This window comes from Conyzicola nivalis, assembly GCF_040548875.1.
GTDB classification, from domain to species: domain Bacteria; phylum Actinomycetota; class Actinomycetes; order Actinomycetales; family Microbacteriaceae; genus Conyzicola; species Conyzicola nivalis_A.
Map to the genome: position 1 here is coordinate 1077935 of NZ_JBEPSJ010000001.1, position 14708 is coordinate 1092642.

General features: G+C 63.4%; 17 protein-coding genes. 3 read left to right on the forward strand and 14 right to left on the reverse strand.

Annotated elements, in window-relative coordinates; all coding sequences use genetic code 11:
- Nucleotides 1–337: 337 nt before the first annotated feature.
- Both ABIE21_RS05235 and ABIE21_RS05240 read left to right on the forward strand, forming a co-directional pair.
- Nucleotides 338–967 carry a TetR/AcrR family transcriptional regulator gene (locus ABIE21_RS05235; RefSeq protein ID WP_354023712.1) on the forward strand — a complete coding sequence of 210 codons (630 nt, stop codon included), beginning with the start codon at nucleotides 338–340 and terminating at the stop codon, nucleotides 965–967.
- A 9-nt stretch (nucleotides 968–976) separates the two neighbouring features.
- On the forward strand, nucleotides 977–1612 hold the full coding sequence (locus tag ABIE21_RS05240) for a GyrI-like domain-containing protein (RefSeq protein ID WP_354023713.1): 636 nt from the start codon (nucleotides 977–979) through the stop codon (nucleotides 1610–1612).
- Between the two features lie 322 nt (nucleotides 1613–1934).
- Here ABIE21_RS05240 and ABIE21_RS05245 read toward each other — a convergent pair whose 3' ends face one another.
- From ABIE21_RS05245 to ABIE21_RS05260, 4 genes are all read right to left on the reverse strand, one after another.
- Complete coding sequence (locus ABIE21_RS05245; RefSeq protein WP_354023714.1) at nucleotides 1935–2072, reverse strand: hypothetical protein; 138 nt, start codon at nucleotides 2070–2072, stop codon at nucleotides 1935–1937.
- A complete protein-coding gene (locus ABIE21_RS05250; protein WP_354023715.1) occupies nucleotides 2069–2251 on the reverse strand; it encodes a hypothetical protein in 183 nt (60 codons plus the stop codon). The genes ABIE21_RS05245 and ABIE21_RS05250 overlap by 4 nt, the downstream gene beginning before the upstream one ends.
- Nucleotides 2252–2395: 144 nt before the next feature.
- The gene (locus ABIE21_RS05255) at nucleotides 2396–2959 is read right to left on the reverse strand and encodes an AAA family ATPase (RefSeq protein WP_354023716.1); all 564 of its coding nucleotides are present in this window, start codon (nucleotides 2957–2959) and stop codon (nucleotides 2396–2398) included.
- Nucleotides 2956–3600, reverse strand: coding sequence for a bifunctional 4-hydroxy-2-oxoglutarate aldolase/2-dehydro-3-deoxy-phosphogluconate aldolase (locus tag ABIE21_RS05260; RefSeq protein ID WP_354023717.1), 645 nt, complete (start codon nucleotides 3598–3600; stop codon nucleotides 2956–2958). Before ABIE21_RS05260 ends, ABIE21_RS05255 begins: the two co-directional genes overlap by 4 nt.
- 41 nt (nucleotides 3601–3641) lie before the next feature.
- On the opposite strand from ABIE21_RS05260, the gene ABIE21_RS05265 reads away from it, so the two are divergent.
- The gene (locus tag ABIE21_RS05265; protein ID WP_354023718.1) at nucleotides 3642–4481 is read left to right on the forward strand and encodes a DeoR/GlpR family DNA-binding transcription regulator; all 840 of its coding nucleotides are present in this window, start codon (nucleotides 3642–3644) and stop codon (nucleotides 4479–4481) included.
- Here ABIE21_RS05265 and ABIE21_RS05270 read toward each other — a convergent pair.
- The 10 genes from ABIE21_RS05270 to ABIE21_RS05315 all read right to left on the reverse strand — a co-directional run bounded on the left by ABIE21_RS05270 (nucleotide 4430) and on the right by ABIE21_RS05315 (nucleotide 14570).
- Nucleotides 4430–5242 carry a shikimate dehydrogenase family protein gene (locus ABIE21_RS05270; RefSeq protein WP_354023719.1) on the reverse strand — a complete coding sequence of 271 codons (813 nt, stop codon included), beginning with the start codon at nucleotides 5240–5242 and terminating at the stop codon, nucleotides 4430–4432. The genes ABIE21_RS05265 and ABIE21_RS05270 overlap by 52 nt on opposite strands.
- Before the next feature lie 100 nt (nucleotides 5243–5342).
- Nucleotides 5343–6098 (reverse strand): TSUP family transporter, encoded by a 756-nt coding sequence (locus ABIE21_RS05275; protein WP_354023720.1) that lies wholly within the window; start codon nucleotides 6096–6098, stop codon nucleotides 5343–5345.
- Entirely contained in the window at nucleotides 6098–7384 is a 1287-nt protein-coding gene (locus ABIE21_RS05280) for a Gfo/Idh/MocA family protein (RefSeq protein ID WP_436232304.1), read from the reverse strand. Before ABIE21_RS05280 ends, ABIE21_RS05275 begins: the two co-directional genes overlap by 1 nt.
- On the reverse strand, nucleotides 7342–8226 hold the full coding sequence (locus ABIE21_RS05285; protein WP_354023722.1) for a carbohydrate ABC transporter permease: 885 nt from the start codon (nucleotides 8224–8226) through the stop codon (nucleotides 7342–7344). The genes ABIE21_RS05280 and ABIE21_RS05285 overlap by 43 nt, the downstream gene beginning before the upstream one ends.
- Nucleotides 8223–9167, reverse strand: coding sequence for a carbohydrate ABC transporter permease (locus ABIE21_RS05290; RefSeq protein ID WP_354023723.1), 945 nt, complete (start codon nucleotides 9165–9167; stop codon nucleotides 8223–8225). Before ABIE21_RS05290 ends, ABIE21_RS05285 begins: the two co-directional genes overlap by 4 nt.
- A 51-nt stretch (nucleotides 9168–9218) precedes the next feature.
- Nucleotides 9219–10373, reverse strand: a complete 1155-nt coding sequence (locus tag ABIE21_RS05295; RefSeq protein WP_354023724.1) for an ABC transporter substrate-binding protein — start codon at nucleotides 10371–10373, stop codon at nucleotides 9219–9221.
- Nucleotides 10374–10576: 203 nt separating this feature from the next.
- On the reverse strand, nucleotides 10577–11368 hold the full coding sequence (locus ABIE21_RS05300; RefSeq protein WP_354023725.1) for an SDR family NAD(P)-dependent oxidoreductase: 792 nt from the start codon (nucleotides 11366–11368) through the stop codon (nucleotides 10577–10579).
- Nucleotides 11365–12216, reverse strand: coding sequence for a sugar phosphate isomerase/epimerase family protein (locus tag ABIE21_RS05305; RefSeq protein WP_354023726.1), 852 nt, complete (start codon nucleotides 12214–12216; stop codon nucleotides 11365–11367). Before ABIE21_RS05305 ends, ABIE21_RS05300 begins: the two co-directional genes overlap by 4 nt.
- A 12-nt stretch (nucleotides 12217–12228) precedes the next feature.
- On the reverse strand, nucleotides 12229–13587 hold the full coding sequence (locus ABIE21_RS05310) for an MFS transporter (RefSeq protein WP_354023727.1): 1359 nt from the start codon (nucleotides 13585–13587) through the stop codon (nucleotides 12229–12231).
- A gap of 185 nt (nucleotides 13588–13772) precedes the next feature.
- Complete coding sequence (locus tag ABIE21_RS05315; RefSeq protein ID WP_354023728.1) at nucleotides 13773–14570, reverse strand: IclR family transcriptional regulator; 798 nt, start codon at nucleotides 14568–14570, stop codon at nucleotides 13773–13775.
- Nucleotides 14571–14708 lie beyond the last annotated feature (138 nt).

Here is a 14708-nt window from a genome sequence, read left to right on the forward strand (position 1 = left end):
GCACCGAGGTATCAGGTGCGTGAGATGAGCGAGCGCAGTTCTCGGATTAGCTCTTCCGCGTCGGCAGGAAGCTGCGACGGGCTCACATCGGCGTCGAGATCGAATACCACCTGAGGGTGGTGCCACGCAGTGAATGCTTCGATGGTGCGGCCGGTCCGGTCGCGGGTGATGCCAAGTGCTGCTCATCCCGAGCCTCGACTGACGGCGAGACCACCGTCACACCATTCGGGTCGCCGGGTCTTGCGTTGCAAATCGCAGATCCACCTATCCCCAGATGCGATTCTGTGACACCATCTAGTTCTGTACCAATTGGTACGCAAGTGGGAGGTGGCTGGCGGTGTCTGTTTCGGGACGACCTCGGGGCTTCGATATCGATCTGGCTCTGGATGCCGCGGTCGATGTCTTCTGGCGGCGCGGCTACGACGGGGCGAGCCTGTCCGAGCTGACGACGGCGATGGGCATCAACCGGCCGAGCCTCTACGCCGCATTTGGCGACAAAACGCAACTATTCCAGTCGTCGCTTCGCCGCTACGTGGACCGCAACATGGGTTACGTCGCAACAGCCCTCGCGCAACCGACCGCTCACGAAGTAGCCTCGGCGTTCCTCCTCGGTAATGCCGTCGCCGTGACCACACCAGGCCTTCCGGCCGGTTGCCTCTCGGTGCAGGCTGCCGTGGCGACGGAAGGATCGTCTCAGCTGGCTCTGCTCTCCGAGAACCGCGCCACGATCGAGGCCCTGTTCGCCGACCGGTTCCGCCGCGCCATCGACGATGGCGACCTCGCCGCGGACGACGACCCGGACGAGCTCGCAACGTTCCTGGTCACCGTCTCCAGCGGCCTCGCGATCCGCGCAGCCGACGGAGTATCCCGGGACTCACTCCTGACGATGGTGCGGCGCGCCATGGTCGCCTTCCCGCCCAGCACGCAATCGTCGACCCACACCGATCACCCATCCGCCGACTCGTAGGGACCAGATGTGACCGACATCACCCGCCCCACCAACCGAATAGTCAAGGAGCACCCCATGACCACCATCCAGCTGACCGAGCACCTGCACGCGTCCGATTCCCCCGAGCGCGTGCGGACCCCTGACGTGCACTACGTCGCCGTTCTCGGCGACGGCGCACCCGGCAGCGACGAGTTCTACCGCAAGAAGATCCTGGTCTCCGACATCGCCCGGATCCTCGACCAGAGCGACGAGGCACCTGTCGTGGAGATCCAGTTCTGGTATCCGGAGAACTCGGCACCGGTAGACATCACCGACTTCTACAGCGTGAACCCGATCCCCTCGCTGCTCTACCGGGTACTCACCCAGGTCCCGGACGGCACGACCGAGGCGGGGATCGCAGACGCTCGCGCCCGTGCCGAAAGCAGCGCGGACACGGCCTCCGACGACGTGACGCCGTTCACGATTCCCGCGCAGGATGTCGTTCAGGTCATGCATCACGGGCCGTTCTCGGAGGAGTTCGGCACTCTCGAACGCCTTGGCGACTACGCACGACGACGGGACTTGCACCGAGCCGGACCACACCATGAGATCCACCTCGACGGATTTACCCGAACCACCCCGCAAGACACCCTCCGCACCATTCTCAGAGACCCGGTCGCCTGAGCAATCTCACATCTACGCGGAGACGGACGCCAACGGTAACGCCCGTGCTTGATCGCTCTCGAGTCAGCCCAAGCGAACTACTCGGACTCCGGCGGCATCCAATATGAGTAACCCCATTCGCAAAGAGAAGTCTGCTGGTCGAGTGCCCGACTCCAGCGTGCCGGACCGCAGTACCGATAGGAGCGCCTCCGCATCTCCGTCGAGAAGCACGGGGCTCGACGATAGACGTGTGCCGGCGTCACGCAAGTTCCGGGCGTGCTCTTGTCGATGAACCCGGCCACGAGGAAGGCGGCGTTCGTCGCCGACACCGACTGTCCGAGTGTTAGGACGCCGGTGTCGTCAGCGGCGTGCACATCAGGGCCTGGCCGGTGAACATCGCGATGGACGCGACGAGGAGGACGATGACGGCGGTTCCCGCACCGACCTGGCTCAGGAAGAACAGCGAGCCGGCCACGATCACGGCGCCCGGAATGGCGAGGGGCCGGGGGCCGACGCGTTCGTAGAGTCGTCAAGGTCGACGGTAGGGACGACGGGGCCGATGATGCCGGCGTTGTTGACGAGTACGGTGACCGGTGCACCGAAGTGATTCTCGACCTCGCTCACGACTCGCTTCCAGTCGGTGAGAGAGGTGACGTCCACCCATGTACCGCCAGCAGTCCGCGACACGCAACCCGTGGATGTGGGAGAAGCTCGTCCAGTTTCGAGCCCATCGGAAAACACTGGCAGCCATCGAACAGGTCAACGCGGCGGCCCGGGCATAGCGCCGCCCATCCCGAGAAAGGGCTACCCCTCGAGCCGAGCGACGACTGCGTCGATGTCAGGGATGAGGTCGTTATTCAGGCGATGAAGGCGCACTCCGGTCCACGAGATCGAGAGGTCGCCCCACGTCGGCCAGAATGCGTTCCAGTCATTGAGTTTGGCATGGTCGCGGGGAAGGCCCCGTTCGGCGAGGCGGCGCCTCGTCGTGGTCTCGGAGGTGAATACTTGGAGCACCTGCCTCGGGAGGGTCGGCCAGCCGGAATCGCTCGCGGCTCGGGTGAAAAATTCCGGTTGATCAAGGTACGCAGCGAATGGGGCGTCGATTACGACCGATCGTCCGAGCCGAAGGTTGTCGCCGGCCACAGAGAACAGGGCACGGTATTCGGCAGGCATCACGTGCTCTATATAGAAGCTGTTCGATTCCCGATCGTCCGGAGACTGACCCTGCGCAGCCAGCGCCGCCTCGACAAGGGGACCGGCGAGCGAGTCCTTATCGAGGTACACGGCCGCCGTCCGCAGGGCGATTCGCTGCGCGACCGTGGACTTGCCCGAGCCGGCTCCACCGACAACGGCGAGTGCGAAGGTCATTGTTGACGGGCGTCTCGGACTGCCGCCAGGAAGTCGCGAGCCGCAGTCGTCACCTGGGAGTAGTCGCCATCCGGGCGAGCCGCCTTGGTGATACTGCTGCCGACACCGACCGCAACGACACCGGCGTCGAACCAGGTCTTCGCGTTACCGGCACTCACCCCTCCGGCGGGCATCAGCGCGACGTGGGCCAGGGGGGCAAGAACTGCGCGCACGTACTCGGGCCCGATCTCGGCGGGAAAGAGCTTCACAATGTCGGCACCCTCCTCGATCGACTCGACGATCTCGGTCGGAGTGTACGCACCGCTGATCGTGGGCACCTGGTAGCGATTGGCGGTGCGGATCATCTCGCGGCTGAGATGGGGACTGACCAGGAACGACGCCCCGGCGGAAATGGATGCGTAGGCGCTTGGGGCGTCGAGCACGGTGCCCGCCCCGATCGAGACGTTCGATCCGTGAGCTTCGACCAGCCGTTCGATTACACGGAGGGCGCCCGGTGTGGACAGGGTGACCTCGATCGCTCGGATACCTCCGGCGATGGCGGCCTCCGAGGCACGATATGCCTCGTCCGAGTCGTCGAGCCGCACGATGACGATCGTGCCGTCGTCGATGATTTGATTAAGAGTAGTGAGTTTACGGTGCATGGACATTAAACTACAACAAAGTACGACAGAAAGCGACAAAGATGACATCGGCATCCTCTCTACTGGCCGGAGACCGTCAGGCGCGCATTCGCGCTCGTTTGGACGAGAAAGGATCGGTGCGCTCCGCGGATCTGGCTGCGGAGTTGGATGTATCGGTTGTGACGATCAGGCGCGATCTCACCGACCTGCAGGTCACCGGAGAGGTCGAACTCGTCTACGGGGGCGCTCGACTGGCAGGCGGACGGGTACCTCCGCCCGATCGGCGCGTTCGCACGACCGTGGAGGTCGAGGCGAAAGCCGCTATTGCGCAGGTGGCAGTCGGGTTGCTGAGAACAGGAGATACCGTCTACCTGGACTCCGGGACGACCTGCGCCGCGATGGTGCCCTATCTCGCCGGTCTCGAACGACTCACGATCCTCACCAACGATCTTTCGACGGCCATCGAACTGGCCACCCTGGCGCCGCGGCTCACCGTGATCATGGTCCCGGGAGTAATCGATGGAGCAACGCTTTCGACCGTCGGCGAGCTCCTCCCCGCGGTCTTGGCGAATTTCGTCTTCGACGCGGTCTTCATCAGCGCCAGCGCCTGGCAACCCGGCATCGGCGCCACAACCGGTGATCTGAAGTATGCCGCTGTCAAACGGGCAGTTCTCGCGCGCGCCAAGCACTCCTATCTTCTGGTCGACTCCAGCAAGTTCGGTGTCTCGGAACCTCATGTCATCCATCGCTTAGAAGGCTTCGACGCCGTCGTCACGGACGGCTCCCTGAAGAGCTCGTCTCGGGACGAGTTGGCCGCCGATGGGGTCGACATTATGATCGGGCCGCCCGGTCACGCGAACTCGTCTGCTGTGGCACCTTCGTATCCGAAGAAGGCCAGATAGGCCGGGACCATTTCGAGCAGCATGTCGCGGCCGACCTGCGTTGTGCATCCCCTTTCTCGTGCCGACAAGAGGAACGGGGTGAGGCCGGGCTTGTTGACCACGTCGGCGACGAAGGCGGAGCTATCGACGGCGTCTAGGTCGAGAGGAAGTGGATCACCGATCTGAGTGCCGAGCGAAGTCGCGTTGACGATGAGGTCGAAACCACGAGGGTCCCTCGTTCCGGGGCCGGCGTCCACATCGGGATAATGCTGTTTGAGACGCCGCGACAGTTCTTCCGACGATGCGCTGTGGCGGTTCACCAGGCTGATTTCTCCCACTCGAGCTGCAGCCAGTGATGCAGCGATGGCCGAACCCACCCCTCCGGTGCCGATGATCATGACGCGCTTGCCGTCCGGGTCGAATCCTTTGCGCACAAGAGCGCGGACGAACCCGGCACCATCGAATTGGTCCGCGAGAAGTGAACCGTCCTCCCGCTTGACGACGGCGTTGGTTGCGCCGGCGATCGCTGCCGCTGGGCTCACTTCATCAACGAGTTCCATGGTGGAGACCTTGTGGGGCATGGTCACGAGCGCCCCGCGCAGATTGGTCAAGGAGAAGAGAGACCGAAACAGGTCGGGATAACCCTCAGCCCTTGCGGACATCGGGATGACGGCCGCGTCAAATCCGTTCCGGTCGAACCACGGGTTGCACAGTGACGACGAGGCGAAGGTGTCTGTGGGGTACCCCAGGTGGGCGATGAGTGTAGCCCTGCCGGTGATCACAGGGTTCGCTCGTCATTGCGGCCGACAAAGTAGTGAGACATCAGGTCCTTCTTTCTTGGGAGCAGTCCAGCGGCGGTTTTAGGAGTTCAACATGCAGGCCCTACGGCGCCGCCGAGCAACCGGCCGCTGTCGCGAGCGCCTCCCCTGTCCCGGTGACGGTCAGCCAGACGCCTCCCGCGGCTGCGACTGCCAACATCGTCCAACGAACAGCAGGCGCTGGAATGCGCCGCGCGCCGACGGAGCCCGCGATGAGCCCGAGGACGCACCCTCCGACTGCCCACCACACGTCGGCCAGGTCGGCGTCGATGGGTCCGAACAGGAGGAGCGCGAGGAGGTTCAGGGGTAGGAAGAATGCTTGCATCGTGGCGCGGGCGACGTCCGGTGGCCATTTTCTCTGCACGGCCAGGAGAGTCACCGGTGGTCCACTGACCGCGGCGACGATGGTGAATATGCCGCTGACGGCGCCGACTAGCACCACTCCACCGGTGGTGTCGATCACCTTCGGTGCATAGCCGCTGACCACGAGGCCGGTGGCTGTCACGATCACGACGCCAGCAGCGATCGTAAGCGCTGGACCCCGAACGGCATCCACAACAAGGACTGTGGGAACGACGAGGAGCGCGGCCGGCAGCAGGAGTAGGAGCGAGTCCCTCCACCGCACATGACGGATCGTGACCGCCAGGAGGTAGGCATTCAAGGCGAGAGAGAGCACGAGTACCGCGCGAACCCCGACGTCATGGCCGAGCATCAGCAGCAGGAACGGCGCGCAGACGAGGGCGAACCCGGTACCTGTGATGATCTGGACCGTCGCTCCCGCTGCCACCGTCATCAGGATGCCGATGCCCAACCAATCCATCAGGCAGAACCGCGCCGAAGCGGCTCATCGTGCGAGAGGGAGCTGTCTGATTCGTCTGTCGCAGACAACGTCACATCGTCGTAGACCCCGGCTGCGACATCCGAGAATTGCACGGACTTGTGCAAGGTGGAGGATACATAGATTGCCCGGATCACCGACATCGCGTCAAAGGCGTCCTGGACCGTCACTGCAGGTTGCGCACCCGACGTGATCGCGTCCACGACATTCCTGTATTGCAGATGATGACTCGTCGGGTCGAGGCTGTACTGTCCCGCCGGTGCCGGCGGAAGGTCGAAGCCGAGACGATAGGTCCGTTCCGCCCTGTCCGCGAGCATCCTCGGGGCCATGTTGCCCTCAGCGGAGGTGAGGCCCATCGGACCGATGTCGATTCCAGGCGATTTCGCGGCGTGGAAGTAGGTGAGCAGATCGTCTTCGATGATCGCGGAGCCCAGTGAACCCATCAGGTGGATGCGTGTGGCAAGACCCGGGTACGCTGCGGTTGTCGCGTGCACAGAGGCCACGGCCCCCGACTCGAAGCGGATCGACGCGACGACGGCGTCCTCTACTTCGATCCGGCTGTGAGCCAGGAGGGCCATCTGACCCGACACCTCCACGGGCCTTCCGAGGAACGACAGCAGGAGGTCGACATTGTGCACGCCCTGGTTCATCAGGGCGCCGCCGCCATCGAGAGCCCACGTGCCGCGCCAATCCGCCGAGTCGTAGTAGCTCTGCGGCCGCCACCACGCTGTCGATGCGATCGCTGTCGTCACACGCCCGAACGCGTGGGATCTCACAGCGTCTGCGACGATCGCCGTCGCGGCATCGAAGCGGTGCTGGCTGACGACGGAGGCGACAAGGCCCTCACCGGCAGCTTTCGAGGCCCGGTCAGCCATGACACGAGCTCGACTCAAGTCGACGTCGAGAGGCTTCTCGAGAAGGACGTGTCGACGCGCGTCGAGAGCCGCCGTCGCCTGAGACACGTGCAATCCGCTGGGCGTCGTGATCACGACAAGGTCGATCTCTGGCGACGCGAGCGCCTCATCCAGCGTGGCGTATTCGGCGGGACGACGGAAACCGGCCTTTTCGAGCCGGGTGGCGACTCGAGCGGTGGCGTCGGCGAATGGGTCTATGACTGCGACGACATCGAGCTCGTCAATACCGGATGCGATCGCCGCGTGGACCGTTCCCATCGCTCCAGCTCCGACTAATGCGACGCCGATGGTTCCATCCCTCGAGAGTGTCTTCACCCCTTGACGCCGCCGGAGGTCAGTCCGGCGATGAACCACCGCTGGAAAGCCACGAAGATGGCCAGTACTGGAACGAACGCGACGATCACGAAGGCGGAGAACAGGCCCCAGAAGTTGCCGAAACCGGTCTGGACGTAGCGAACGATTCCGTTCTGGACGGTCTTCATATCTTCCGTGGTCGCGAGGACGGTCCCGACGAGGAAGTCGTTCCACACGAAAACGAAGATGAAGATGGCGATCGCGGCGATGCCGGGCCGGATTAGCGGGATAACGATTCGCCAGAGGATCTGGAGTCGCGAGCATCCGTCAATGGCAGCGGCTTCTTCGATCTCGACCGGGATGTTTTCGATGAAGTTGCGGAGGAACAGGATGGTCTGGCCGCAGATGATGGCCGTGTAGACCACGATCAACATCGGGTAGGTGTTGATCAGCGAGGTCTTGACGAACATCGAGTACAGCGCGATGAAGACGACGATGGCCGGGACCATAGAAAGGATCAGGATGCCCGTCATCAGAGCCTCCATACGGCGACTCCGATAGCGGGTGGCGACGTACGCGGCGGGGATGCAGATGACCAGCGCAAGAACGATGGAGCCCCCGGCGTAGATGAGCGAGTTGATGAAGAATCGGACGTTAGTCGAGGTGAATATGCCAGCGAACGATTCGAACGTGACAGGGTTCGGGATCCACTGCGGGGGGAATGCGATGGTGTCTGCGTCGGGCTTGAGCGCCGTGGACACGATCCAGGCGATCGGAGGAAGCACGATGGCGGCCGAGACCACGATGTAAATCCACGCCGGGACGACCTGCAGCCATTCGACGCGCTTCCGACGACGCTTGGGTTCTCCATCGGTCATGATGCGGTGTGTTGCGGTGCTCACAGTGCTTCCTTTCGGCGGAAACGGATGGCGACGAGGGTGAGGACGGTGTTGACCGCGAAGAGCAGGATCGCCGTCGCCGACGCCCCGGAGAGGTCGAAGTCGAGAAATGTCTGGTTGTAGACGCGCATAGACAGTGTCTCGGTAGCGCCGAGGGGTCCTCCTCGGGTGGTGACAAGAATGATGGTCACCATCTGCACGTACAGCATCAAAAGGACAACGGTCACGGAGACGATCGTGTTGCGCAGGAACGGCAGAGTGATACTGACGAACTCACGCCATATGCCACCGCCATCCATCTTGAGACTTTCGCGAAGCTCGCCAGGTATGGTCTGCAGCGCCCCCAGGAACAGCAACATGGCCTGCGGGTACGACCACCACGCGGTGATCAGGGTTACCGCGATGAGGGCTGAAGTAGGCGAGGAGAACACGTCCGTCGGTCCGAAGCCCAGAGAGGTGGTGATTGAGGACGCGGGACCGTAATTGGGGTTCAAGAACCACAACCAGATCACACCCGCGATGGCCTGCGACATCAGCCACGGCAGGAGGAACAGGCTGCGCACGGTGCGCTTGAACCGGTGCAGGCCGTTGAGGACGATCGCCGAGATCAGGCCCGCCGGCAGTGCTATCACCAGAGCGCCCAAGGAGAAGACGAGCGTGGTGCCGATCTGCGTCGGGAGCTCCGGGTCTGAGAACAGGTCGACGAAGGAGTTCAGCCCGGAGAACTCACCGATCTGGTAGTACGTCGTCTCATGCAGTGCGGTCCACGCGGTGTAGATGAGCGGACCGATGAAGACGAACGTGAACACCAGCACGACGGGGACCGCATACAGCCACACGCGTCGGTCGACACGCCGGCGGCGGACGTTGTTGCCAGGGTCCGGATTGTTCGCTGCTTTGTTGATGCCGGAGGGGATTCCGACGATGCCGCTTGAAAGAGTCATGATGTTCCGATCTCCGGGGAGCCCTGGCGGGCTCCCCGGATGTGGTTCGGCCTATTTGGTTGCGGCGTCCTGCGCCGTGCTGATGAACTCGCTGCCCGACAAGCCGTTCAGGTACAACTCCTGTCCCGCCTGCGACAGCCCCGTCGCGAGAGCGATCCAGTTGTCTTGATAGACGTGCGGCTCGCTGTTGCTTTCGACGTACTCTGCGATGGAGTTGACCGCGTCGGCGTCCGGGCTGGTGAAGTACGGGTCGTCGTAGCTTGAGGACCGGGTGGGAACCTCGCCGCCGCCTGCGAGCCCCGCAGCGGCGTCGGCACCGGTCATGAAGTCAATGAACTTCCATGCGGCGTCAATCTTCTTACTGCCGGCGCCGATGCCCATCGTCCATCCGAATGTCGCACCCGTCTGATCTCCGGTCGAGGCGGTCGGGAGGTCGGCCCATTTGATGTCGGGGTTGGAAGTGCCGAACGTGACGATGCGCTCCGTGCCGAGAACCGCCATAGCCACGGTCCCGTTCGCGAGCCCGTCGGTCACAGTGGAGTAGGTGTCCGACACCACGCTGCTGCCTAGGGCGTTCGCGTCGCGGAGGTCGGCGAGGAAGTCTCCGAACTCGTTCGCCTTGTCACCGGCGTAGTCGACATCTCCGTCCTCGTTCCAGATATCCTGTCCGACCTGGCTCATGAAGCAGTCGAAGAATGTCGCGATGATGGCGGAGTTGTCGGTGTCGGAGAATCCGGTGCCGAAGCCGGTGTACCCGGCGGCTGCTGCCTTGGCGGCCACGTCGACGACTTCGTCGTAGGTGGTGGGCTGGGTGGCGCCGATCTCGTCGAGGATCTTCTGGTTGTAGTACAGCGCACACGTCCGGTACTCGTACGGCACAGCGACCTGCTGGCCGTCGGGACCGGCGAGAGTGTCCGCGGGCCGCAGCCAGTCGTCCACCGCGAGGGCATCGGCGGGGAGCGGCGTGTACGCACCGGCGGCGGCCATCTGGGGCACCTGCGGCGTGAACATCTTGAACACGTCCGGGGCCTGTCCCGCTGCTGCAGCCTGCGGAAGCCGGCTGATCATGTCGCCCAGGGCCACGACGGACAGGTCGATCTTGATGTCGGGGTTGGCATTTTCGAACGCTGCGACGTTGTCCCGCAGCGCGTTCGAGCGCGGGTTGTCCTGGCTCGGGTCCAGGAAGTCCCAATACGTGAGCGTCACTGGGCCACTGCTACCGCCGTTGTCTCCGCCGGAATCGTCCGCCGGCGCGCAGGCGGATAGCAGCAGACCCGCCGCCGCGATAGTTGCTAGAGCCAGGCTCCACCGTTTCTTGATCATGTCTTTCTCTCCTTTGAGATTCGTTCGCCTCGTTTGGCTGCTGTGCGCCCGGGAAAGCGAGTGCCCGTGTCTGTGTTGTTGCGTGGTTAGGACTTCGAGTTGGGTCGGCCGGGGATGTGGCTGAGGATGGACTTGGTGAACCCTCCGTCGACGCAGATGTCTTGGCCGGTGACGTAGCCCGCGAGCGGACTGATGAGGAACTCGATGACATTGGCGATATCGATCGGATCGCCGATCCGTGACAGCGGGATGATTTCTTCGCGAGCCTTCTTGATCGTGGGATCACGATAAAGGTCTGTGTTCATCCCCGTCCGGGTCATACCGGGCGAGACCACGTTGACGCGAATTCCGTCAGGCGCCCATTCCAGCGCGAGCGTCTGCGCGAGCAATGTCAGGGCGGCCTTTGTGGGGCTGTATGCGCCGGATCCGGCGTGCGGAATCTGGCCCGACATCGAGGACGTGAATACTGCCGCACCCTCGCTGTCTCGCAGATGCGAGTAACTGGCCTTGGCCAGAAGCCACCCTCCGCGGAGATTGACGGAGAACATGTTCTCCCAGTCCTCCAGTGACACGTCTTTGAGAGCCCCCGGTATAGCAATCCCGGCATTCGCCACCAGGGCATCGAGGCCCCCGAATTCCTCGACTGCGGCAGCGACGAGTTTGGCCGGCACCTCTGGGTCGCCGAGATCACCCACCAGCGCGATGGCTGTACCGCCGATAGCGCGGACAGCGTCGACGACTTCCTCGTGTTGCGTACCGGATTTGTGTCCGCACACTGCGATCATGGCCTGCTCGCCTCGAGCCAGCGCGGCTTCCGCGATTCTCAGACTCGCGGCTGCGCCGATGCCACTGCTTCCGCCGCTGACTAGAGCTCTCATCGTCGGTCTCCTTCGTTGCTGCTCGGTTTGTTGTTCGTCGAGCTGAGGCGCCAGCCGTGGTCGTCGAGATCCCGCATCGCTGTGGCGAATTCGTGGAGGGTGTTCTCTTCGCGAATGATCTCGAGCACGACGTTGTCAACGCCAAGGGTCGACTCGACCGCGTCGCCGAGTGCTCGCCAGTCGATGACGCCGGTTCCGATCGGGTCGTGGCCCCATGTGTCCGTGCCGGTGTCCGAGATGTGGACGAGGGCGATGAGCTCGTGATTCGACCGAAGACCTGCCACGGGGTCTTCCCCGATGTACGCGGCGTTTGCGACGTCATAGACGATCTTCAGTGCGTCGTCGTCGACTTCGCGAACGACATTCGCGAGGTCTCCGACGGTGGGGGCGAGGCAGTACGGGGTGTTCTCCAAGAGCAGCCGTACGCCGGCCTGCCGTGCGATCGGGAGGAGGTCTTCCAGGCTCTCGTACATCCATCCGTGGACCCGCTCGAGCGACGGCGAAATCATGGGGCGGCGCGTACCGGGAGAGATGACGACCTCCGGGACCCCCCATTCTTCAGCGACTTCGATCACCGACGTGATGTGCTCGATGCTCTTGCGGCGCATGCTCGCGCCCGGGCTAGCCAGGTTTATGTCGTAGCCGCCGGCGTTCAGCGAGCGGATCGTGGCTCCGATGTCGTTGAGTTTCGTGCCCATGGTCGAGCGCTCGGCGCTGGACATGTCGTCCGGCCACAAGTGCGGGGAGCTGACGGGGACTTCGAAGGTCGTGTACCCGTTCTCGACGAGCTCGGCTATCGCATCGATGGCCGTCGCCGACCAGAGGTAGGAGAACGTGTTGATGATCATAGGGTTGTCCGTTCAGTTCTGAGGGCTGCCGATGCTGACCGCGGCATCTGGGTTTAGGGTCTCGATGTGGGCCGGCTGCTCGCTCAGGATGACGGCGATGCTGTCGGTCGCGGAGACGGTGGCCTTCGGAGCGCGGCTGCCGGTCTCAGGGAGCGTGAAGTAGACGAGGAGGCACAGGGCGACGATGACGATCATGTAGACCGCCACCAGCATCGGCTGGCCCGCGCCGACGAACGCGGCCGCGATGAGCGGTGCGGTGCCACCGAAGATGGCGATGACGATCTGATGAGCGAATCCGATTCCGGAGACCCGCACAGAGGCAGGAAAGAGTTCGGCCTGGATGGTCGGGTAGACGGACTGCCAGATTCCGAGCACCACCCACCCGGAAGCGGCGACGAGGACGTAGATGCCGAAGCCAGGCGTCTGCAGAAGAAGGAGGAGCGGGAAGAAGAGGAAGATCATTCCGATCGCACCGATGATCGGGAAGATCTTCCTGCGTCCCAGGCGGTCTGAGAGGTAGCCGCATACGGGGACCACGATGACGAGGAGGACCAGGCCTATGGCACTGCCTGCGAGAGTGGAGGACAGATCTCGGCCGGAGGTCAGGTTGGCGTAGGTGGGCAGGAACGTTGCCCATGTGTAGTAGGCCACCGCGGGAGCGGATAGCGCTGCAGTCTGCAGGATCGCTTTGGGGTGGTTGCGAAGCAGTTCCCTCAGCCGTGCGGGTGCGGACTTCTGATCGTCGAGCGCGTTGGCTTCGAACTCGGGAGACTCATCCGAGCGGGCGCGGAGGACGAGCCCGATCACGCCGAATACGCCACCGATGATGAACGGTATCCTCCAGCCGTACGCCGCAAGGGCGTCGGGGGCGAAGGATGCGGTGACGATGGCGGCGGCACCGGTGGCGGCCAGTGTCGCGAGACCGCTGGCCATATTGGTGAAGGAACCGAACAGGCCGCGTCGGTTCGCCGGAGCGTGCTCAACCATGTAGGCGATGGCACTCTGGCCCTCGGTTCCGGCGGAGATGCCCTGCAGTATCCGCGCAAGCACGAAGAGAATCGGGGCCAGGTAGCCGATGGTCGCGAAGGAGGGTGTCAGCCCGATGATCAGCGCGCCAAGCGCCATACCCGACACGGCGAGGGCGAGCACCCTCCGCCGGCCGTATCGGTCGGCGAAGGGCGACAGGATGATGCCGCTCAGGGGCCGTACGACGAATCCGATGGCGTACGTGAGGAACGCGGCCATGAGAGACGCGAAAGGCGAGTCCGAGGGAAAGATCTGCGACGAGAAGACGGCCGCGAGGAGACCGTAGACGTACCAGTCGTACCACTCGACGAAGTGACCGACGGTTCCCGCCAGCAGATTTCGCACACGGCCTTTCCGGGCAAGGGACGGTTGTTCCACGGCAGCGGACGTAACGGATGCAGGGTGTGACGTTGTCATTGGCTCTCCTTTGAGATTCGGGCGCGGCAAAGCAGCGCGTGGCCCGATTGAGGTGCAGTGAAGTTGTGGAGGAGCGAGGGGCTTCGTGAGTCACTCGCTAAGCAGGAGGTGGCCTAGGCGGACTTCTCTTGGTTCGCGACGAGGTAGGTGTAACTGGGCCAGCTTCGAGAGATCTCAGCTGCAGCTCCGAGAAGGAGGGGTGACAGCTCCGCCATTCGCGCCCGGGTCATCCGCACAGACGGACCGGCGATGCTTATGGTTCCGGTCGCTTCCCTGCTCGTTCCGGCTCCGAAGATGGGGGCGGCTACCGCATTGATGCCCAGGTCCATCTCTTCGAACGTCGTGGCGTAGCCTCTGTGCCGGACCTCCTCTAGTTCGACTTGCAGAACCGACCGGTCGAGCGGTGAACGCGAGGTGGTGCTGAGGTTGCTTTCGTTGTCGAGCACGATCGTGACCCGCTCCGGCTCGAGCGTGGAGAGCCAGGCTTTTCCAGAGGCCGTGGCGTGCGGGACTACGTCCTGGCCCATCACCGGGTCGAGACGAAGAGATGAATTCGAACCTTGAGCCTTCGCGATCCACTGCAACGTGTCATTGGTCGCGACGGCGAGGCGAACCAATTCCTCACTGTCAGCCGCCAGCGAATCGAGCTCTCGCTGCGCCCACGTTCCCACACCTGAATTCGACAGCTGCCGGAGCCCTAAAGCACCGAGGCTGTGGGTGGCAGAGTAGCTGGAAGTGCGGGGATCCTGACTGACGTACCCGGAAGCGACCAACGCGGCGAGAAGGCGATGCGCGATGGCCTTGTTTACGCGAAGACGCTCCGCGACCTCCGTGACGCGTCGGCCCTCTGGGCGTGACGCGAGCATTTCAAGCACTCGCATTGCATATGCGACATCGTCTGCTAGAGCCATTTCATCATCTCCTCACCATTGTGGATCTGTGCGTCTGTAACGCTGTTACCGAGAATCACACGATTGGCGTTGAGTGTCAAGTCCGGCTCCACGACTGACGACCGGAGATCTCTTTGACAGACGTCGAGCGGTGTGCGA

What these genes read in the sequence shown, in the direction of transcription:
- ABIE21_RS05315 (WP_354023728.1), bottom strand. Translation starts at nt 14,570, where the DNA reads ATGGCTCTAGCAGACGATGTCGCATATGCAATGCGAGTGCTTGAAATG.
- ABIE21_RS05260 (WP_354023717.1), bottom strand. Translation starts at nt 3,600, where the DNA reads ATGCACCGTAAACTCACTACTCTTAATCAAATCATCGACGACGGCACG.
- ABIE21_RS05255 (WP_354023716.1), bottom strand. Translation starts at nt 2,959, where the DNA reads ATGACCTTCGCACTCGCCGTTGTCGGTGGAGCCGGCTCGGGCAAGTCC.
- ABIE21_RS05265 (WP_354023718.1), top strand. Translation starts at nt 3,642, where the DNA reads ATGACATCGGCATCCTCTCTACTGGCCGGAGACCGTCAGGCGCGCATT.
- ABIE21_RS05275 (WP_354023720.1), bottom strand. Translation starts at nt 6,098, where the DNA reads ATGGATTGGTTGGGCATCGGCATCCTGATGACGGTGGCAGCGGGAGCG.
- ABIE21_RS05300 (WP_354023725.1), bottom strand. Translation starts at nt 11,368, where the DNA reads ATGAGAGCTCTAGTCAGCGGCGGAAGCAGTGGCATCGGCGCAGCCGCG.
- ABIE21_RS05305 (WP_354023726.1), bottom strand. Translation starts at nt 12,216, where the DNA reads ATGATCATCAACACGTTCTCCTACCTCTGGTCGGCGACGGCCATCGAT.
- ABIE21_RS05290 (WP_354023723.1), bottom strand. Translation starts at nt 9,167, where the DNA reads ATGACTCTTTCAAGCGGCATCGTCGGAATCCCCTCCGGCATCAACAAA.